Origin of the sequence: Afipia massiliensis (genome assembly GCF_014203115.1) — a bacterium.
Lineage (GTDB): Bacteria > Pseudomonadota > Alphaproteobacteria > Rhizobiales > Xanthobacteraceae > Afipia > Afipia massiliensis.
Genome location: NZ_JACHIJ010000001.1, coordinates 621,655 through 641,667, shown reverse-complemented (window position 1 = coordinate 641,667; position 20,013 = coordinate 621,655). Strand labels below are relative to the sequence as shown.

Below are 20,013 nucleotides of genomic sequence, written 5' to 3'. Positions count from 1 at the left end.
TGATGGTCGCGCCGAACGCGTTATCGCCTGAATTGCTATGAAGCAGTCGCTGATTTACGACGTCGTCGTCCTCGGCGGAGGGGCGGCGGGTTTGATGTGCGCCAGTGTTGCCGGCGGGCGTGGCCAGCGCGTGGCTGTGATCGAGCAGGCGAAGCGTCTGGCCGAGAAGATTCGCATTTCCGGCGGCGGACGCTGTAATTTCACCAACCTGCACACCACGCCTGCGAATTTCCTGTCCCGCAATCCGCATTTCTGCAAGTCGGCGCTAAGCGGATACACGCAGCACGACTTCATCGCGCAGGTCGAGAAACATCGCATTGCCTATCACGAGAAGACACGCGGGCAGCTGTTCTGCAACGACTCGTCGCAGCAGATCATCGACATGCTGCTCGATGAGTGCGGATCCGCCGGCGTAACGCTGCATCCGGGTACGAAGATTTCGTCGGTCGCGAAGGGCGAGGGCGGATTTGTCGTCGTCACCGATCGTGGAGAGATGCGCGGGCGCTCGCTGGTCATCGCCACCGGAGGCCCATCCATTCCCAAGATGGGATCGAGCGGCTTCGGCTACAAAATCGCCGAACAATTTGGCCTCAAGATTGTGCCCCCACGTGCAGGACTTGTCCCGCTGACATTCGATGACGCGCTGCTGGCGCGATCAAAAGACCTCGCCGGAGTTTCCGTCGAGGCGGTGGTGAAATGCGACGGGACGCAGTTCGACGAGGCGATGCTGTTCACCCATCGCGGACTGAGCGGTCCGGCGATCCTGCAAATTTCATCCTATTGGTGCGACGGTGACGATATTCAGATCGATATGGCGCCCGGTGTCGATGCACTCGCGGCGCTGAAGGAGATGCGCCGCGATCATCCGCGCCAGGAATTGGCGACCGGGCTTGCGCGGCTGCTGCCGGGGCGGCTTGCGCAGATGATCGCAGAGGCGGGCGGCGGAGCTTCGCGCATGGCGGATCTGTCCGACCGGCAATTGCAAGCGGTCGCGATGCTCGTGAACAGGTGGCAAGTGACGCCGCGTGGGACTGAAGGTTACCGGACAGCGGAAGTCACGCTCGGCGGTGTCGACACGGGCGAACTGTCTTCGAAAACCTTTGAGACCAAATCCGTGCCGGGATTGTTCTTTGTCGGCGAGGTCATCGATGTCACGGGCCACCTCGGCGGCTTCAATTTCCAGTGGGCGTGGTCATCGGGTTTTGCGGCCGGCCAAAACGTCTGACAGTTCCCTGAATCAGCCTGAACATGGTGGAGCCGCCCCTCAGGGCCATCCATCAGCTCGGAACACAGCCATAAAATACTGAAATAACAGCGATATTTCCTTTTGGCGGAGGATTGTGCTAGGAGGCGCGAACCTGCTAATCGACTGCGGCGGAGACTTGCTTCCACCGCTGTTCAACCCTGCTTGTGAGCCTGAATTGTCTGCTCAAATCTCATTGGTTGTTGCCGTACTCGCTCTCGCGATCTGGGTCTATCTGATCGCGGCCCGGGGTGACTTCTGGCGAACGCAGAAATTCGATGACCTCGCGCCAGCGCCCGGCTTCATGGATTGGCCATCGATTGCTGTCGTCGTGCCGGCGCGGGACGAGGCTGCGGGCGTCGGTGCCTGTGTGACGTCGATTTTGAGCCAGCCTTATCCCGGCGTGTTGTCGATGATCCTGGTTGACGATCAAAGCCAGGACGACACCTCGCAGATTGCGAGCGATGCCGCCGCCGCAATTGGTGCTTCGGATCGTCTCACGGTATTGCAGGGTCGTCCGTTGCCATCCGGCTGGACGGGCAAACTGTGGGCGGTGAAACAAGGCCTCACGATGGTCGAGGGCCGTTCATCGCCGCCAGATTACGTCCTGCTGACGGACGCGGACATCGTTTACTCCGGCGATGTGCTGATGCGGCTGGTGGCGCGCGCGCAAAACGACAAGTTCGCGATGACGTCTGTGATGGCGATGCTTCGTTGCGAGAGCTTTGCGGAAAAATACCTGATACCGGCGTTCATCTTCTTCTTCGGAATGCTTTACCCGTTCGGCTGGGTTCGCGATCCATCGCGTTCAACCGCCGCTGCGGCTGGCGGCTGCATCCTTGCGCGCTGGGATGCGCTGAAAAATGCCGGTGGCATTGATGCGATCCGCGGATCACTGATCGACGACTGCGCCCTCGGTGCGCGGCTGAAGACGCAGGGCTCGGTGTGGCTCGGTTTCTCGCAGGACGTCAAAAGCGTTCGTGCATCGGATACCATCGCCAACGTCGGGCATATGATTTCGCGGTCGGCCTACGCGCAACTGCGATATTCGGTGGCAATCCTGATCGGAACCATTCTTGGCATGTGCCTCGTATATCTGGCGCCGGTGCTGATCGCACTGTTCGGCCACGGTTTTGCTGCGGTATTTGCTGTGGCGGCATGGGCGCTGATGGCGCTCGCGTTCCAGCCCACCCTGCGATATTATGGGCAGTCCGCGCTTTGGGGGCTCGCGCTCCCCGCAATCGCAATCGCTTACATGGTGTTCACGGTCAATTCCGCAGTCCAGCACTTTCAGGGACGTGGCGGAATGTGGAAAGGCCGCGCCCAGGCACAGGTATCCAGTTCGTAATGACAACAGCAGGCGAATTGCGTTCAGGCAAAGGCCATAAGGACGAGAACTTTCCGGTCGCGTCGTGGATCATTCATCCGCGTCATCGCGCGCTGATTCTTGCGTTCTATAACTTCGTGCGCACCGGTGACGACGTTGCCGATCATGCGTCGCTGGCGCCGCAGGACAAGCTCGACAAGCTCGACTTGCTGGAAGCCGAACTGCTGGGCAAGGGTGATAGCCAGCCTGAAGCGGTGGCGCTGCGGGCTGCATTTACCGAGCGCGGGATGTCGCCGAAGCATGCGCAGGATCTGCTGAATGCGTTTCGTCTCGATGTCACCAAGCTACGCTACGAAAACTGGGACGAACTGATCCATTACTGCTCGCTCTCGGCGATGCCGGTCGGCCGCTTTATGCTGGATGTCCACGGCGAGGATCGTTCGACCTGGGCGGCATCCGATGCGATCTGCGCGGCCCTGCAGATCAACAACCACCTGCAGGATTGCGGCAAGGATTACCTTGACCTCGACCGCGTCTATATCCCGCGCGATGCGCTTGCGGCCGCCGGTGCGACGGTGGAGATGCTGGGCGAGGGACACGCGCAGCCTGCCTTGCTGAAGTGCCTGCAAGATCTGGCGCGCCGGACTGAAGCGCTTCTGAACAAGGGGCGTTCGCTTCCCGCTCAGGTGAAGGATACGCGCCTCGGGCTGGAGATTGCCGTGATCGATGCCTTCGCCGACAGGATCGTCAATCTGCTGAAGGTCCGCGATCCGTTGAGCGAGCGCGTTCACCTCTCCAAGCAGCAGATGCTGGGCGTTGCGCTGTCCGCCATGGCGCGCGCCCTGTACCAGCGTGCGACCGGGCAGACGCCGGTTGTTCGTCATGTTTCCGGCGCGTGATGCATCATGACCGCTGCTGACGTCACATCGCAAGTCACGCCCGAAGGTTCCGCCTCCGGCAGTTCGTTCTATGCAGCGATGCGTATTCTGCCGCGCGAGCAGCGCGAGGCGATGTTCCAGATCTACAGCTTTTGCCGGCAGGTCGACGATATCGCGGATTCCGACGGCCCGCGCCCTGAGCGCCTGAAGGCGCTGGATCAGTGGCGGCGCGATATTGATGCGCTTTACGCAGGAAATCCACCGCAGCACCTGCGTGACTATGTGTTGTCGGTGAAGCGGTTTGGTCTGCGCCGCGATGATTTCATCGCCATTATCGACGGCATGGAGATGGACGTGCCCGCCGATATCCGCGCACCGGACGCACGGACGCTTGATCTTTACTGCGACCGGGTTGCGAGTGCGGTGGGGCGATTGTCGGTACGAGTGTTCGGCCTTGGTGAGGACGACGGAATCCTGCTGGCGCATCACCTCGGCCGCGCGCTTCAACTGACCAATATTCTGCGCGATATTGACGAGGACGCCGGTCTCGGCCGGCTTTACCTGCCGCGCGAAGACCTCAACGCCGCCGGGATCATGTCGAACGATCCGCTGGTGGTCGCATCCGATCCGCGGCTGTCGCGCGTGTGCGAGGGCATCCTGAAGCAGGCGCGCGATCACTTCGCCAAGTCGAACGATATCATGGCGCGCAATTCACGCCGCGTGGTTCGCGCGCCGAAGATCATGTCGGAATATTACCACGCGATTCTCGAAAAGCTGGTTGAGCGTGGTTTCGCGTTGCCGCGCAAGCCGGTCAAGCTCAGCAAGGCAGCAAAGATTTTCATTCTCATTCGGTACGCATTTATCTGATGGCAAAAGCTCATATCATTGGCGCCGGGGTCTCCGGCCTGGCCGCGGCTGTTCGGCTCGCGAATGAAGGATTTCAGGTTCACGTCCATGAAGCGACGCAGCAGGCCGGTGGCCGTTGCCGCTCGTACTATGACGCTGCGACCGATCTCGTCATCGACAACGGCAATCATCTCTTGCTGTCGGGGAATCTCCATGCGCGGTCTTATGCGCTGGCGATCGGGAGCGAGGCCGGTCTTGTGGGACCGGAGCGCGCGCAATTCAATTTTGTCGATCTGAAAGCCGACAAGCGCTGGATGCTTGACCTTGGCAACGGCCGCTTGCCGACATGGGTATTCGACAAGACCCGCCGCGTCCCGGACACGACGGTGGGCGACTATCTCGCGCTCGCGCCGGTGATCTGGGCTGGGGCCGATGCGCTGGTCGGCAAAACCGTGAAGTGCGAAGGCAAACTGTATGAACGTCTGGTACAGCCGCTTTTACTTGCGGCGCTGAACGTCGATCCACCGGAAGGCTCGGCGGGCCTTGCGGGCGCTATCGTGCGCGAGACGTTGCTTGCTGGCGGAAAGTCGTGTCGTCCGCTGATTGCGCGCGAGGGCCTCAGCGCCGTTCTGGTCGATCCAGCGCTCAAACTGCTGCGTGAGAAGGGGGCCTCGCTCAACTTCGGTCATGAATTGCGTCAGGTGTTGATGGCAGGCGAGAACATCTCGGCGCTGGAGTTCGGCGACGACACGGTCACCGTGGCACCAAGCGATGTTGTCGTGCTCGCAGTGCCGCCGCGTGCTGCGTCATCCATCCTGCTCGGGTTGAAGGCGCCGACAAAATTTCGCGCGATCGTCAATGCGCATTTCCGCTACGATCCACCGGACAACATGCCGCCGATGATGGGCGTGGTCGGTGGATTGATTGAATGGCTGTTTGCGTTTCCGCAGCGGCTGTCGATCACCATCAGCAATGCCGATCGGCTGGTGAATGTGCCGCGTGAACAATTGGCGCGCGACATCTGGCGCGACATCTGCAAGGCCGCAGGCCTCGGCGATGAGGTTGCAAACGGGCCGTTGCCGCCATGGCAGATCGTGCGCGAACGCCGTGCCACATTTGAGGCAACTCCGGAACAAAATGCCATGCGTCCAGGGACTGCCACCGATTGGAAAAACCTGTTCCTCGCGGGCGACTGGACTGATACGGGACTGCCAGCGACCATTGAGGGGGCTATCCGCTCAGGTGATCAGGCTGCCGATATGGCCCTGAAAATGCAATAAATTCAGCATTTTACGGAGTTCCATGACCCTTCTTGACGACCATAAGGCCGCTGTTGCGCCGACCGCGCCGGCCCTCGAAAGCAGTATCGCGGCTGCCAGCCGCGCGATTCTGGATACCCGCAAGCCTGACGGACACTGGGTGTTCGAGTTGGAGGCTGACGCGACGATTCCGGCTGAGTACGTTTTGCTGCGGCACTATCTGGCCGAGCCGGTCGATGCCGTGCTGGAAGCCAAGATCGGCAATTACCTGCGCCGCATCCAGAATGAGAATGGCGGCTGGTCGCTATTCTACGGCCACGAGTTCGACATGAGCGCCAGCGTGAAGGCTTACTTCGCGCTCAAGATGATCGGCGATTCCGTGGACGCGCCGCATATGAAAAAAGCGTGCGAGGAGATGCTCCGCCGCGGTGGCGCAATCAAGAGCAACGTGTTCACCCGTATCATGCTGGCGCTGTTCGGCGTCGTCACCTGGCGTGCGGCGCCGATGATGCCGGTGGAGATCATGCTGCTGCCGCGCTGGTTTCCAATCCATCTGACCAAGATTTCGTATTGGGCGCGGACCGTGATCGTGCCGCTGCTGGTGCTGATGAACAAGAAGCCGCGCGCGCGCAACCCGCTCGGCGTCGGCATCGATGAACTGTTCCTGGAAGACCCGAAGTCGATCGGCATGACGGCGAAAGCGCCGCATCAGAGCCAGCTCTGGTTCACGGGCTTCAGCATCCTCGATGCCGTGCTGCGCGTGGTTGACCCATTATTTCCGAAGAAGAGCCGCCAGCACGCGATCGACAAGGCGGTGGCTTTCGTCACCGAACGCCTGAATGGCGTTGACGGTCTCGGTGCAATCTTCCCGGCCATGGCCAACACCGTCATGATGTATGATCTGCTTGGCTATCCGAAGGATCATCCTCACTACGTGCTGGCGCGGCAGTCGGTCGAAAACCTGCTCGTGATCAAGGACGATGAGGCTTACTGCCAGCCGTGCGTGTCGCCGATTTGGGACACCGCGCTGGCCGCACACGCCATGATCGAAGTCGGCGGTGAAAAGGCTGAAGCGTCGGCCAAGGCCGCGTTGGACTGGCTCAAGCCGAAGCAGGTGCTCGACGTTGAGGGCGACTGGATCGAGAAGCGGCCGGGCGTGCGTCCCGGCGGTTGGGCGTTCCAGTACAACAATGCGCACTATCCGGATCTCGACGACACCGCTGTCGTCGTCATGGCGATGGACCGCGCGCGCGGCACGCTGCAAGCCGGCACCAAATACGATGAGGCGATCGCGCGCGGCCGCGAATGGCTGCTGGGCCTGCAAAGCAAGGATGGCGGCTGGGCCGCGTTCGATGCCGACAATCTCGAGTACTATCTGAACAACATTCCGTTCTCGGATCATGGCGCGCTGCTTGATCCGCCGACCGAGGACGTCACCGCGCGTTGCGTCTCGATGCTGGCGCAGCTTGGCGAAACGGCCAAGACCAGTGAGGCGCTGGCCCGCGGCATCGAATATCTGCGCCGCACCCAGTTGCCGGATGGCTCATGGTTCGGTCGCTGGGGCGTCAACTACATCTACGGGACATGGTCCGTGCTCTGCGCGCTGAACGCAGCCGGCGTCGATCACAACGATCCGGTGATGGCGAAGGGCGCCGACTGGCTGATCTCGATCCAGAACAGCGACGGAGGTTGGGGCGAGGACGGCAACAGCTACCGGCTCGATTATAAGGGCTATGTGAAGTCGGAAACCACCGCCTCGCAGACGGCCTGGGCGACGCTGGCTCTGATGGCTGCGGGGAAGGTGGATCATCCCGCGACTCAGCGCGGCATTGCGTATTTGATTCAAAATCAGACAAGGGATGGGCTCTGGACCGAGCCGCAGTACACCGGGGGCGGTTTCCCACGTGTGTTCTATTTGCGATACCACGGGTATTCCAAGTTCTTCCCGTTGTGGGCGCTGGCGCGGTATCGGAATCTGCGTAATACTAACAGTCGTTTCGTGGGGATCGGGATGTGATTATTGGCGCGGGCGGGGACGCCGCACACGACGGGCTGCCAGTCCTGATCGTTACTGGCTTGAAGCAGGAGGCTCGCATCGCTGCCGGGCCCGGCCTCACCGTCATCTGCAGTTCCAGCAATCCAGTTCAGCTACGCGAGATGATGACGTCGTTCGACCCGGCGAGCATTCGCGGCATCGTGAGTTTTGGCGTCGCAGGCGGGCTCAATCCTGAACTGAAATCCGGTGACGTCGTCATTGCCTCTGAGATCATCGCCGGCAAGCAGCGTTGGTCTACCGCCGCGGCGCTCACTGAGAATCTCGTTGCTCTGCCGGCAAAACGCCGCCGCGTCGTCGTTCCCGGGATTCTCGTCGGTGTCGAGGAAGTGGTGACCGGTCAGGTCGCCAAGGCTGCGCTGCGCGCTACCAGCGGCGGCGATGCCGTCGATATGGAGAGCCACATCGCGGCTCGCTATGCCGAGCACTATGGCCTGCCGTTCGCAGCGGTACGCGTCATCAGCGATCCAGCGCATCGCGCGTTGCCGGAGCTGACGATGAGCGCCATCAAGCCGAATGGTAACGTCGATATGTGGAAGGTGATGCGCGGGATCGCGCGTAACCCGAAGACGATCCCGCACCTGATTTCAACGGGACGCGACTTCAGCCGCGCGCTGCGTTCGTTACGCGGCTGCCGAGAAGCTCTCGGCTGACGCCACGTTCACGATCATCTCTATAGAAAAAGGCGCGAGCAATGCTCGCGCCTTTTTTTGGTGGATGCGGTTGGAAATCAGGCTGCGGTCGAAGCGCTCTGAGCCGACTTCGCGTCTGCTGTTGCGGCAGCGAGTTTCGCGGCCTTGGCTTCCGCGGCCTTTGCCTCATCGGCACGGATTTCCGACAGACGCTTCTGCACTTCCGACGAGAAGACGTACTGCGCCGGGCGCTGCTTCGACATGTCGATTTCCGGCGCCATCGGACCCTCGGTCTTGATGCCGAACATCGCGACCTTCAGAGCCTTCAAGGGATTGCTGACGGCAGCGTTGGCAGCCGTCGGCTCGTAGCCGCAATGCGCCATGCAGTCGGCGCACTTCTCATACTTGCCGGTGCCGTAGGTGTCCCAGTCAGTGGTTTCCATCAGCTCCTTGAAGGTCTTGGTGTAGCCTTCGCCGAGCAGATAGCAGGGCTTCTGCCATCCGAAGATGTTGCGCGCAGGCATACCCCACGGTTCGCACTCGAAGTTCTGGTTGCCGGCCAGGAAGTCGAGGAACAGGCCGGAGTGCATGAAATTCCACTTCTTGCCCTTGCCGAGCGCGAACACGTCGCGGAACAACTTCTTGGTCTTGGTGCGGTTCAGGAAGTGCTCCTGATCCGGCGCACGCTCATAGGCATAGCCCGGCGACATCGAGACGCCGACGCCGAGCTCGGTGGTGAAGTCGAGGAACTTCGCGATGTCCTCGGCGGCATGGCCGTCGAAGATTGTCGCATTGACGTTCACGGTGAAGCCACGAGCCTTGGCGGCCTTGATCGCAGACACGGCGCGGTCGAACACGCCCTTCTGCGACACGGCCTTGTCGTGATGATCCTTAAGGCCGTCGAGATGCACCGAGAAGAACAGGTAAGGCGAGGGCTCGAACAGATCGAGCTTCTTCTCGAGCAGCAGTGCGTTGGTGCAGAGCGAGACGAACTTCTTGCGCTCGACCAGACCGCGCACGATTTCGCCGATCTCCTTGTGGATCAGCGGTTCGCCGCCCGGGATCGCTACCATCGGCGCGCCGCATTCGTCGGCCGCGTCCCAGCATTCCTGCGCCGACATGCGGCGGTTCAGGATCGCATCGGGATAATCGATCTTGCCGCAGCCCACGCAGGCGAGGTTGCAGCGGAACAACGGCTCCAGCATCAGCACCAGAGGATAACGCTTACGGCCAAGCAGCTTCTGCTTAACGAGGTACGAGCCGATCTTGATCTCTTTGAAAAAAGGTATCGCCATGAATGTTTATCTTTCTTGCATCACGGGAGAGGGGCGCGGCTGGCGTTGGGTCAGCTCGGCCGGCAGTCGGAATTCGATATTCTCCTCCCGGCCCGGCAGTACGGACACTGTCACCGGTCCGATTCTTCGCAGGGCGTCAATCACATCGTCCACCAGCACCTCCGGCGCCGAGGCGCCCGCGGTGATGCCGACGGTCTTCGCGTCTTTCAACCATTCAGGATTGAGCTGGCTGCCATCGGCGATGAGATAACTCGGGACGCCAACTTCGGTCCCGATTTCGCGGAGGCGGTTGGAGTTGGAACTGTTGGTTGCGCCGACCACCAGAATGACGTCGACGAGCTTGCTGAGGTCTCGCACCGAAGACTGGCGGTTTTGTGTCGCGTAGCAGATGTCGCGGGTATCGGGGCCTTCGAGGTCACTGAAGCGGTCCTCGAGGGCCGCGATGATATCGCGGGTGTCGTCGACGCTGAGCGTCGTCTGGGTGATATAGGCCATCGGTTCGTCGTTCGGCAGATCGAGTTCCGCAACGTCCTCGACGCTCTGAACGAGGATCACGGGGCCGGGAACCTGGCCCATGGTGCCCACGACCTCCGGGTGACCTTCATGGCCGATCAGGACCAGCTTGCGTCCCTTGGAGACGTAGCGCTTGCCTTGATTGTGAACTTTTGTGACCAGCGGGCAGGTGGCGTTGAGAACCGGAAGACCGCGCGATGCGGCTTCTTCCTCGACGCTCTTGGCGACGCCATGGGCGCTGAACACTGTGATCGCGTTGGCCGGGACCTCGTGCAGATCTTCGACGAACACCGCGCCCTTGGCCTTCAGGCTTTCGACCACGTACTTGTTGTGCACGATCTCGTGGCGGACATAGACCGGCGGGCCGTACTTCTCGAGCGCGCGTTCGACGATCTCGATCGCGCGCACGACGCCAGCGCAAAACCCGCGTGGCTGAGCCAGCAGGATCTTAATCTCGGCTTTTTGGGGCACGTGATTAAGCAAGCTGCACCGCGCTGATCTCGCCTTCGCGGCCAAGCGCCTCGAAGACGCGCGTCACGATGCCCTTGGCGTCGAGACCGGCCTTTGCGTACATCGCAGCAGGGCTGTCCTGATCGATAAACGTATCGGGAAGAACCATCGAGCGAACCCTCAGTCCTTTGTCCAGTGCGCCGTTCTCTGCGAGCGTATGCAGGACCTGCGCTCCAAAGCCTCCGATCGAGCCTTCCTCGATGGTGACGAGCACGTCGTGGTCCCGCGCCAGACGCAGGATCATGTCCGTGTCGATCGGTTTGGCAAATCTGGCATCGGCGACGGTCGCCGTTAAGCCATGGGCTTTTAGAATGTCTGCAGCTTTCAGGCATTCCTGAAGGCGGGTTCCGAGCGATACCAGCGCCACCGAGGTGCCTTCGCGGACGATGCGGCCCTTGCCGATCTCCAGCGGAACGCCGACCGACGGCAGGTCCACACCGACACCATCGCCACGCGGGAAGCGGATAGCGGAGGGGCGGTCGTCGATCGCGGCAGCGGTGGCGACCATGTGCACCAGCTCGGCCTCATCGGCTGCGGCCATCAGCACCATGCCCGGCAGGCAGCCGAGATAGGCCAGATCGAACGAACCCGCGTGGGTCGGTCCGTCGGCACCGACAAGACCCGCACGGTCGATGATGAAGCGGACCGGCAGGCCCTGAATGGCGACGTCGTGCACCACCTGGTCGTAGGCACGCTGCAGAAAGGTCGAGTAGATGGCGACGAACGGCTTCATGCCTTCGGACGCAAGGCCGGCGGCGAACGTGACGCCGTGCTGCTCGGCGATGCCGACGTCGAACGTACGCTCAGGGAAGGCCTTGCTGAAGATATCGACGCCGGTGCCGGATGGCATCGCAGCGGTGATGGCGACGATCTTGTCGTCCTTCTCGGCTTCCTTGACGAGACTGGTGCCAAACACCTTGGTGTAGGCGGGGGCATTGGCCTGTGCCTTCGCCTGCTTGCCGGTCGCCACGTCAAATTTGACGACGCCATGATACTTATCGGATGCGGTCTCGGCGTGGGAGTAACCCTTGCCCTTTTCGGTCACGACGTGGATCAGCGTTGGGCCGACCTTCGAATCCCGAACGTTCTTCAGAACCGGCAGAAGATGATCGAGGTTATGGCCGTCGATCGGGCCGACATAGTAGAAGCCGAGTTCCTCGAACAGTGTGCCACCCGACAGCATGCCGCGGGCGTATTCCTCGGCGCGCTGCGCGCCCTTCTCGACGAATTTTGGAAGGCGCTTGGCAACCTGCTTGCCGATCTCGCGCAGCGAACGATAGGTGTTGCTGGACGTCAGGCGCGACAGATAGGACGACATCGCACCGACCGGCGGTGCAATCGACATCTCGTTGTCGTTCAGAATCACAATCAGGCGCGAATCCATGGCGCCGGCGTTGTTCATCGCCTCATAGGCCATGCCGGCCGACATCGCGCCGTCCCCGATCACTGCGACGATATTTCGCTCCTCGCCAGCAAGATCGCGGGCGACGGCCATGCCGAGGCCTGCTGAAATGGAGGTCGACGAGTGAGCGGCGCCGAAACAATCGTACTCGCTTTCTGCGCGCTTGGTGAAGCCGGACAGGCCGCCACCCTGACGCAGGGTGCGAATCCGGTCGCGCCGCTCGGTCAGGATCTTGTGCGGATAGGCCTGATGGCCGACGTCCCAAATGACGCGGTCGGAAGGCGTATTAAAAACATGATGTATTGCAACCGTGAGTTCAACGACACCGAGACCGGAGCCCAGATGACCGCCCGTAACCGCAACCGCGCTAATTGTCTCCGCGCGGAGTTCCGCTGCAACTTGAGGCAGTTCGCTTTCCTTCAACTTGCGAAGATCGGCGGGCGACTTGATTGCGTCGAGCAATGGGGTCGATGAGGTCATACCAAGGCTTCCAATGCGACTGTGGAACAAGACGGGAACATTTTGCAGTGTAGCATTATTGCAGCTATTCAGCAGTAGTTCTGAGGAACTGCTGGCTAAATGCCACTATTGTGTGACTTAAGGGCATCGTTTGAGGCATCAGTAAGTTAACCCGCTGCCTCCCCGGCAGTTGCCTTTACCCCAAGCTGGTCGCCAGAAATAGAAAGAAAACCTGTGCTGACAAGGACTATTGTATCGCTTGTTCGTTTTTGCACGCGCCATGCATGGCTGGTCCTCCTGGCCGGCGTAGCTTTGGCAGCGGTGGCAGGCGTCTATTCACACCGGAACTTTGCCATCAATACCGACGTCGCGACGCTGATTTCTCCTAATCTGGACTGGCGAAAGCGCGAAATTGACTTCGAGAAGGCATTTCCGGGCCGAAATGACAGCATTTTGGCCGTTGTGGAGGCTCCGACGCCGGAACTCTCCCGGCAAGCCGCCGCCGCTCTTGAGAAGAAGTTGCTCCCACAGACCGACAGGTTCATTTGGATCAGGCGTCCGGGCGGCGGACCGTTCTTCGATAATAACGGACTTTTGTTCTTGCCGACCCCCGAGGTGGCCAAGCAGGTCGGTCAATTGGCTTCGGCAGCCCCAATTTTCGATATTCTGGTGGACGACCCCAGCCTGCGCGGCCTGACAGGCGTGCTGGAATTCGGTCTGGCTGGGTCCCAGCGGGGCCAGTATTCGCGAGATTCCATGGCGGGGCCGCTGAACCTGGTCGCCGCGACCGTTGAGAAGGTGGCTGCAAATCAGCCTGCGACCTTCTCCTGGAAGGAACTGTCCAGCAACGAGGCCCTGACGGAGGCTGACAAGCGCACGCTCCTGATGATGCGGCCGATTCTCGACTTCAAGGCGCTGGAACCGGGCGGAGCTGCCACCGAGGCGATCCGGAAGGCGGCGCAGGATGCGAATCTCGCCGGTGAGTACAACGCCAGGGTCCGTCTCACCGGACCCGTCCCGATTGCGAATGATGAATTCGCGACGGTGCAGGAGGGCGCGCTCGTCACCCATACCGGGACTGTGCTGATCGTCCTCTTCATCCTGTGGTGCGCGCTGAAATCATCCAAGATTATCGGTGCCGTTTTCATCACGCTCGTGATCGGGCTGTCGATCACCACCGCCGTCGGACTTATGCTGGTGGGGGCGTTCAATCTGATTTCGATTGCGTTCTTTGTGCTCTTCGTCGGTCTTGGAGTCGATTTCGGCATCCAGTACAGCGTCCGATATCGCGCTGAACGTCACGAAAAGGACGAGCTTAGTCCGGCGCTTGAGAAAGCCGCCGAGTATTCTGCGATTCCGCTCACACTTGCGGCGGTGGCCACGGCTGCGGGCTTCCTCTCGTTTTTGCCGACCGACTACAAGGGCGTGTCTGAACTCGGGAAGATCGCCGGTGCGGGCATGCTTATCGCATTCGTCGCCGCGATCACGGTGTTGCCGGCGTTGCTCAAGATTTTCAATCCTCCGGGCGAAGCCGAACCGTTGGGCTTCAAGTTCCTGGCTCCGGTCGATAGTTTCCTGGAGCGGCATCGCGTCGGCGTTGTTGCAGCGACGCTTGGCGTGGCCGTTCTTGGCCTGCCATTGCTGTATTTCCTGCAGTTCGACTTCAACCCGATGAACCTGCGCAGCGCGAAGGTTGAATCGGTTGCGACCTATCTCGATCTGCGCCGCGATCCCAACACCGGCACCAATGCCGTCGAAGTCCTGGCCCCGTCTGTGGCGGCGGCCAAGGAAATTCAGGCTCGCCTCGCGAAAATTCCAGAGGTGTCGCGAACGGTTTCGCTCGACAGTTTCATTCCCGACGATCAGCCCGCAAAGCTCGCGATTATCCGCAAGGCGGCGGCGTCGCTCAATCCGATCCTGAATGAGACATCGCGCGGCACTGCGCCGTCAGATGAGGAAAATGTCGCCGCGCTGAAGGGCTCGGTGGACAGCCTGCGCAGGACCGCCGGCGACGACAAGGGGCCGGGCGCTGTGGCAGCACGCCGCCTCGCGGACGCGCTCGCGAAACTCGCGCAGGCCGACAAGGCCACGCGTGACAGGGCCGAGACGACGTTTATTTCTTCCCTGAACGTCGCGTTGGATCAGGTTCGCGGGTTGCTCAAGGCGCAGCCGGTTAGCGCGAAAACCTTGCCGCCCGACATTCTGGCCGACTGGACGTCTTCCGACGGACGAACCCGCGTCGAGGCGCAGCCGAAGGGTGATCCGAACGACAACGACACGCTGCGCAGTTTCGCCGCCGCGGTCCTGAAGGTCGAGCCGACCGCCATCGGCGGCCCGATCTCTATTCTGAAATCGGGCGACACCATCGTGTCGGCCTTTATTCAGGCGGGTGGCTGGGCGCTACTGTCGATTGCAATCCTGCTCTGGATCGTTCTGAAGCGGATTGGTGACGTGCTGCTCACTCTGGTGCCGCTTGTGCTGGCAGGTGTTGTGACGCTCGAGATCTGCGTCCTTATCGGACTGCCGATGAATTTCGCCAACATCATCGCGTTGCCGCTGCTGCTCGGCATCGGCGTCGCGTTCAAGATCTACTATGTGACGGCGTGGCGGGCAGGGCAGACAGACCTGCTGCAATCAAGCCTGACGCGCGCGATCTTCTTCAGCGCGCTGACGACCGCGACGGCATTCGGCAGCCTTTGGCTATCGAGCCACCCAGGTACGTCGAGCATGGGCAAGTTGCTGGCGCTGTCGCTGGTCACGACGCTCGCAGCCGCAGTGCTGTTTCAGCCTGCGCTGATGGGACGCCCCCGCGACACTAACGAGGAGCGTTAGCGATCTCCGGGAGCATACAGACCTCGGAGGTCACAGCATCGGGCGATCCCGCCTTGGCTCCGGCCTTTGGCGGAGCAGCCGTCTTGGGGCTTCCGATGGGCGTCGGAAATGGCGCTGCGGTGCTCTTGGGCGCAGGTGCAGTGGTCTTCTGGCCGCCGGGCGCGGGAGCGCCCTCAACGACACGGGTCCAGGTCTGGCCGCCACAGAGGATCATGGCCACGCAGCCCTCGATGCGCAGTGAGTTGGCCGCTTTGACCTGAATCGAGGAATCGTAGGTTTTGCCGCTCGTCGCGTCGTAAACCTTGCCTTCCCACTTGTCCTTCTCGTCCTCGACTTTCTTCATGTTCAGAAGGATGGGCATGCCAAGCAGGGGACGTGTCCGCTTGGCCTTGTCGGGATTGTTCTTGTCGAGACCACCGGGGATGGATTCGGATGCGACGACGCCCCAAAGCCGCGAATTGCAATCGACGATTCGGATTGTCGCCTTGCCGTCTTCATCGCGCCATTCACCGAGCGGTTCTGCCGCGGAGGCAGCACCAGCAGCGGCGAGCAGGAACATTCCACTAAGGGCTATTTTTCGCATGAATCCTCGCGTGCATTGCAACCAATTTAAACACAAAAGCCGTTCGTTGTTCCAGAGATTGACAAATCGACGCATACACTAATTTCAGTTGACTACACGCCCGGCAAACGAAGTATGTATGACATCATGCAGCCAAATCTAGACATTTCAGAGATGTTCGCGGATCGCCAATTCCAGCGGAACGCTCTGCACACGCGGTACCTCAACGAGCAGCTTGTTCGGGTCCTCAAGACCATCGGTTATGACGTCGGCTTCCAGCGGGCCCAAGGGCAATATCTGTTTGACCGCGATGGCGATCGCTATCTCGATCTCCTGAGCGGCTTTGGTGTCTTCGCACTCGGCCGCAATCATCCGACTGTCAAGAACGCTCTCAAGAGCGTGCTCGACAGTGATCTGCCCAATCTCGTTCAGCTCGATCTGTCCACGCTTGCCGGTATTCTGGCGGAGCGCCTGATCGCGCATGTGCCCTATCTCGACAAGGTATTTTTTGCGAATTCAGGGACGGAATGTGTCGAAGCTGCGATCAAATTCGCGCGCGGCGCCACTGGCCGGACCGGCATCGTCTATTGCGACCACGGCTATCACGGGCTGTCCTACGGTTCGTTGTCTCTGACCGGCGACAAGAACTTCCGTGACGGTTTCGGGCCGCTGTTGCCAGACTGCTTCTCGATTCCGTTCAACGACCTTCCGGCGCTCGAAAAGGCGCTGACCTCTCGGCAGGTTGCAGCCTTCATCGTTGAGCCGATTCAGGGCAAGGGCGTCAACATACCCGACGACGGGTTTCTCGCGGATGCGGCTGCGCTGTGCAAGCGCTATGGCACGTTGTTCGTGGCGGACGAAATCCAGACCGGAATGGGTCGCACAGGGCGTTTCCTTGCCGTCGAGCACTGGAATGTCGAACCGGACATGGTGCTGCTGTCGAAGTCTCTTTCCGGCGGTCACGTCCCGGTCGGCGCCGTGCTGACGCGCAAGGCGATCTTCGACAAGATTTTCGACCGAATGGACCGCGCCGTCGTGCACGGATCGACGTTCTCCAAGAACGATCTCGCCATGGCTGCCGGCATCGCGACGCTGGAAGCGCTCAAGCAGGAAAAGGTGATCGAGAACGCGGCGGCGCGTGGCGCTGAGCTTCTTGCGACGCTGTCCGCAATGGTTCCGCGCTACGAGTTGCTCAAGAATGTTCGCGGCAAGGGGCTCATGATCGGCGTCGAGTTCGGACCGCCGAAGTCGCTGGCGCTCAAGGCGTCCTGGACCATGCTGGAGACGGCGAGCAAGGGTCTGTTCTGCCAGCTGATCACCATTCCGCTGTTCAAGGATCACAAGATTCTCAGCCAGGTGTCGGGCCATGCCAGCCACACGATCAAGCTGCTGCCGTCGCTCACGATCACGCAGGAAGACTGCAACTGGATTACCAGTTCGTTCGACACCGTGATCGAAAGCAGCCATCGTGTGCCCGGTGCGATCTGGTCGTTGGGCAAGACTTTGGTCGATAACGCAGCAAGAAAATCAGCCTGACGATGTCAGGCTGATTGGTTTGGCTCATTCAGGTATGTAAGGAAATGCGTGGAAGCGCGGCCGTTTACTGGCCGTGGCTGCGCAGAACCGCATCACATTTCTTGCTGATCTTCGTGCGGTTGGCCTGCAGGCAGCCCAAGATCACGAAGTCACCATCGTTCATGACGGCGCGGCAATAGCGCGAGACGTCCGGAGCGCAGGCCTTCTGTTCTTCAGGTGTGCCGCTGCGCTGTGGGGCCTGCGCAAACGCGCCAACAGTTGCCGAGACAAGCAGGGTGGTCGCGAGAAGTGCTTTGAACATCGTTATCCCTTATCAGGTCTAGCGTTCGACGAACCATAGGTCGAACACATCAGAATGCCAGATACAAGCCATTCACGCCGAAAGGGTGGCCTATTTCGACAGGGTGTGGCGTGGATGCACGATCTCCTTCGCGTCAGCAGCATAGTGTGGCGCGAATTGCCGCCACATTTCTGTTGGCGGCTTTCGACGGTTGCGCAGCGCGCCGGCTTCGAATCCCGACTAGCGAGAGGAAACTTTCACCGGCGCCAGCGGGTTCCGTTGTACCAGAGTGAAGGCCACGATCAGCGTCGGAACCAAGATCGCAAGCGCGATCGCCATGATCTGCCACTGCGAGACAGGCATAATGCCGCCGCCCGGCGTTGCGAGAACGAATCCTCCGATTATCAGCAGCACGCGGATTGGCCACTCCAACGCTTTCGTGCGCCGCAAGTCTCCGACGAAAGCCTGATAGCCCTGAATGCCGCCGCAAATGAACAGAGTGCCAATCCCGGCTAGAGACATCAGACCCACCGCGGTGAGATAAGGCGCGTCGCCTTGCAGAACGAGTGCGGGGTTGAGCACAAAGAAGAAGGGAATGAAGTAGATGATGCTGCCGACCCACATCGATTCCCACCCCGTTCTCATCGCCGGGGAGCCGGCGATGCCAGCTGCAGCAAATGACGCGATGGCCACAGGTGGCGTGATCGATGACAGCATGCCCCAGTAGAAGATGAACATGTGTACGGCCATCTTGTTGAGGCCGGCTTTCTCGAGCGCGGGAGCGACGAGAATGGCGAGAAAGATATAGCAGGCGGTCGTGGTCAGACCGAGCCCCAGCACCAGGCTTGTGAAGGCGCACATCACCAGCAGCAGGAGCGCGTTGTCGCCGGCGATTCTCAGCAGATCGTTAGCGAGGCTGGAGATAACGCCTGTCATCGAGAATGCGCCGATCAGCAGGCCGCACCCTGCCAGAATGCCAACCAGTTCGACGAATGTCCGTCCGTTCACTTCCAGGAATTTGCTAATGGTTGAAGACGTCCAACGAGTGTCTTTCGAGAACAACTGGTTGAGGACCAGCAGAAGCGCGGTCGCGTAGAATGGAGCGTGACTTTCGCGCTTGAAGTACAGCAACATCACGATCAACAGCGCGATGACGAAGATGTAATACCAGCCTTCCTTGACGGTATCCCATACGCGCGGCAATTCCGAGCGGGAGATGCCCGCAAGGTTGTGGCGCGCGGCGTAAGAATCCACCTGCATGAAAAGGCCGAGATAATACAGGACGGCCGGAATGATCGCCGCGAGTGCGACTTCCGCGTAGCTGACGTTCAGGAACTGGGCGATCACGAACGCAGTCGCGCCCATCACCGGCGGCGCGAGCACCGCGCCGGTCGAAGCGCAGGCTTCGATGGCTGCGGCGTAGGACGCGCGGAAGCCGCTTTTCTTCATGACAGGAATCGTCATCGTGCCCGCGGTCAGCACGTTGGAGATGATTGAGCCCGACATCATGCCGAGAAGTCCGCTCGCGAAAATGCAGACCTTGGCGGCGCCGCCGCGGAATGTTCCGCAAAGCGCGAAAGAGATGTTGATGAAGAACTTGCCGGCACCTGTCATCATGAGCGCCGTGCCGAACACCAGAAAGCCGATTACTGTGTCGGCGAACGCCTGGATCGGAATGCCGAGCAGGCTCTCACCCGACAGAACATGATAGGCCGTGGCTTGATCGAGCGTGGATTCAGTTCCGCGAAACGGTCCCAGCCAGCGTGCGTCTGCAAACAGCGGGTAAACGGTGAACGGCAGGACGCAAAGCAGGAGGCTCCAGCCGCCGGTGCGGCGCAGCGCCTCCATCAGAACGGCCCACATGATCAAACCGCCAGCGATCACCGGCATCGGTGCGCCTGCGAATTCCCAACCCAGCGAAGCTGCCTTGCGGATGTTCATCATCAGCCAGATTGCCGAACAGAACGTCGCGGCAAACAGAACAATGTCATACCAAGGGATGCGATCGAGCGGAGCCTTCTCAGTGCCTGGAAAAATCAGGAACGTGAACGGCAGCATTAGCGCGATCAACAGATAGAAGTATTCGGTGTTGAGCTGGGTGTAACCGACGAAGAAGCGGAGCGCGAATTGCTGGTTGATACAAAGCAGGATCGTCGCCGCAGTGGCGATGATCAGCGCCCAGCGCCAGCCGCCGCTGAGGGCGCGCACCCGCGTGACTTCCGCTTCCTGCAAGCCGCCGACACCGGCATGCGGATCGTCGAACACGACTTTCTTCTGAGCTGAGGCAATAGCGGCAGCCGCAACGGGAGCGGCTGCCGCATTTTCGGTGTTATCGGACGAAGCTGACATTTGCGATATCCTGGATGTTAACGACGCCCGCTCTTCG

At 60.6% G+C, this 20,013-nt stretch carries 15 protein-coding genes; 9 read left to right on the top strand and 6 right to left on the bottom strand.

What is annotated here, in order from left to right:
• Positions 1–37: 37 nt before the first annotated feature.
• The 7 genes from HNQ36_RS03000 to HNQ36_RS02970 all read left to right on the top strand — a co-directional run bounded on the left by HNQ36_RS03000 (position 38) and on the right by HNQ36_RS02970 (position 8,259).
• Positions 38–1,225: a BaiN/RdsA family NAD(P)/FAD-dependent oxidoreductase gene (locus HNQ36_RS03000; protein ID WP_184082445.1), complete on the top strand. Its 1,188-nt coding sequence runs from the start codon at positions 38–40 to the stop codon at positions 1,223–1,225.
• A 115-nt stretch (positions 1,226–1,340) separates the two neighbouring features.
• On the top strand, positions 1,341–2,591 hold the full coding sequence (locus HNQ36_RS02995; protein WP_184082444.1) for a glycosyltransferase: 1,251 nt from the start codon (positions 1,341–1,343) through the stop codon (positions 2,589–2,591).
• Positions 2,591–3,469 (top strand): squalene synthase HpnC, encoded by an 879-nt coding sequence (hpnC, locus tag HNQ36_RS02990; RefSeq protein ID WP_184082443.1) that lies wholly within the window; start codon positions 2,591–2,593, stop codon positions 3,467–3,469. The genes HNQ36_RS02995 and hpnC overlap by 1 nt, the downstream gene beginning before the upstream one ends.
• Before the next feature lie 6 nt (positions 3,470–3,475).
• Entirely contained in the window at positions 3,476–4,315 is an 840-nt protein-coding gene (gene hpnD / locus HNQ36_RS02985; protein ID WP_184082442.1) for a presqualene diphosphate synthase HpnD, read from the top strand.
• Entirely contained in the window at positions 4,315–5,574 is a 1,260-nt protein-coding gene (gene hpnE, locus HNQ36_RS02980; protein ID WP_184082441.1) for a hydroxysqualene dehydroxylase HpnE, read from the top strand. The genes hpnD and hpnE overlap by 1 nt, the downstream gene beginning before the upstream one ends.
• A 22-nt stretch (positions 5,575–5,596) precedes the next feature.
• Complete coding sequence (gene shc, locus HNQ36_RS02975) at positions 5,597–7,570, top strand: squalene--hopene cyclase (protein ID WP_184082440.1); 1,974 nt, start codon at positions 5,597–5,599, stop codon at positions 7,568–7,570.
• Complete coding sequence (locus HNQ36_RS02970; RefSeq protein ID WP_184082439.1) at positions 7,567–8,259, top strand: phosphorylase; 693 nt, start codon at positions 7,567–7,569, stop codon at positions 8,257–8,259. The genes shc and HNQ36_RS02970 overlap by 4 nt, the downstream gene beginning before the upstream one ends.
• A gap of 77 nt (positions 8,260–8,336) precedes the next feature.
• On the opposite strand, the gene hpnH is transcribed toward HNQ36_RS02970, so the two are convergent.
• The 3 genes from hpnH to dxs are packed head-to-tail and all read right to left on the bottom strand — an operon-like array spanning position 8,337 to position 12,438.
• A complete protein-coding gene (hpnH, locus tag HNQ36_RS02965) occupies positions 8,337–9,533 on the bottom strand; it encodes an adenosyl-hopene transferase HpnH (protein WP_184082438.1) in 1,197 nt (398 codons plus the stop codon).
• A gap of 6 nt (positions 9,534–9,539) precedes the next feature.
• Positions 9,540–10,517, bottom strand: a complete 978-nt coding sequence (ispH, locus tag HNQ36_RS02960) for a 4-hydroxy-3-methylbut-2-enyl diphosphate reductase (RefSeq protein WP_137325331.1) — start codon at positions 10,515–10,517, stop codon at positions 9,540–9,542.
• Between the two features lie 4 nt (positions 10,518–10,521).
• Positions 10,522–12,438: a 1-deoxy-D-xylulose-5-phosphate synthase gene (gene dxs / locus HNQ36_RS02955; RefSeq protein ID WP_184082437.1), complete on the bottom strand. Its 1,917-nt coding sequence runs from the start codon at positions 12,436–12,438 to the stop codon at positions 10,522–10,524.
• Between the two features lie 213 nt (positions 12,439–12,651).
• Between dxs and hpnN the strand changes: the two genes are divergently transcribed.
• The gene (gene hpnN, locus HNQ36_RS02950) at positions 12,652–15,249 is read left to right on the top strand and encodes a hopanoid transporter HpnN (protein WP_184082436.1); all 2,598 of its coding nucleotides are present in this window, start codon (positions 12,652–12,654) and stop codon (positions 15,247–15,249) included.
• Here the strand turns inward: hpnN and HNQ36_RS02945 are convergent.
• Complete coding sequence (locus HNQ36_RS02945) at positions 15,233–15,832, bottom strand: DUF2147 domain-containing protein (protein WP_046830264.1); 600 nt, start codon at positions 15,830–15,832, stop codon at positions 15,233–15,235. The two genes, hpnN and HNQ36_RS02945, sit on opposite strands and share 17 nt — an antisense overlap.
• Positions 15,833–15,955: 123 nt before the next feature.
• Between HNQ36_RS02945 and hpnO the strand changes: the two genes are divergently transcribed.
• On the top strand, positions 15,956–17,347 hold the full coding sequence (gene hpnO / locus HNQ36_RS02940) for an aminobacteriohopanetriol synthase HpnO (RefSeq protein WP_184082775.1): 1,392 nt from the start codon (positions 15,956–15,958) through the stop codon (positions 17,345–17,347).
• Between the two features lie 64 nt (positions 17,348–17,411).
• On the opposite strand, the gene HNQ36_RS02935 is transcribed toward hpnO, so the two are convergent.
• Both HNQ36_RS02935 and HNQ36_RS02930 read right to left on the bottom strand, forming a co-directional pair.
• On the bottom strand, positions 17,412–17,648 hold the full coding sequence (locus HNQ36_RS02935; protein ID WP_184082435.1) for a hypothetical protein: 237 nt from the start codon (positions 17,646–17,648) through the stop codon (positions 17,412–17,414).
• A gap of 219 nt (positions 17,649–17,867) precedes the next feature.
• The gene (locus HNQ36_RS02930; protein ID WP_184082434.1) at positions 17,868–19,976 is read right to left on the bottom strand and encodes a TRAP transporter permease; all 2,109 of its coding nucleotides are present in this window, start codon (positions 19,974–19,976) and stop codon (positions 17,868–17,870) included.
• Between the last annotated feature and the right edge of the window lie 37 nt (positions 19,977–20,013).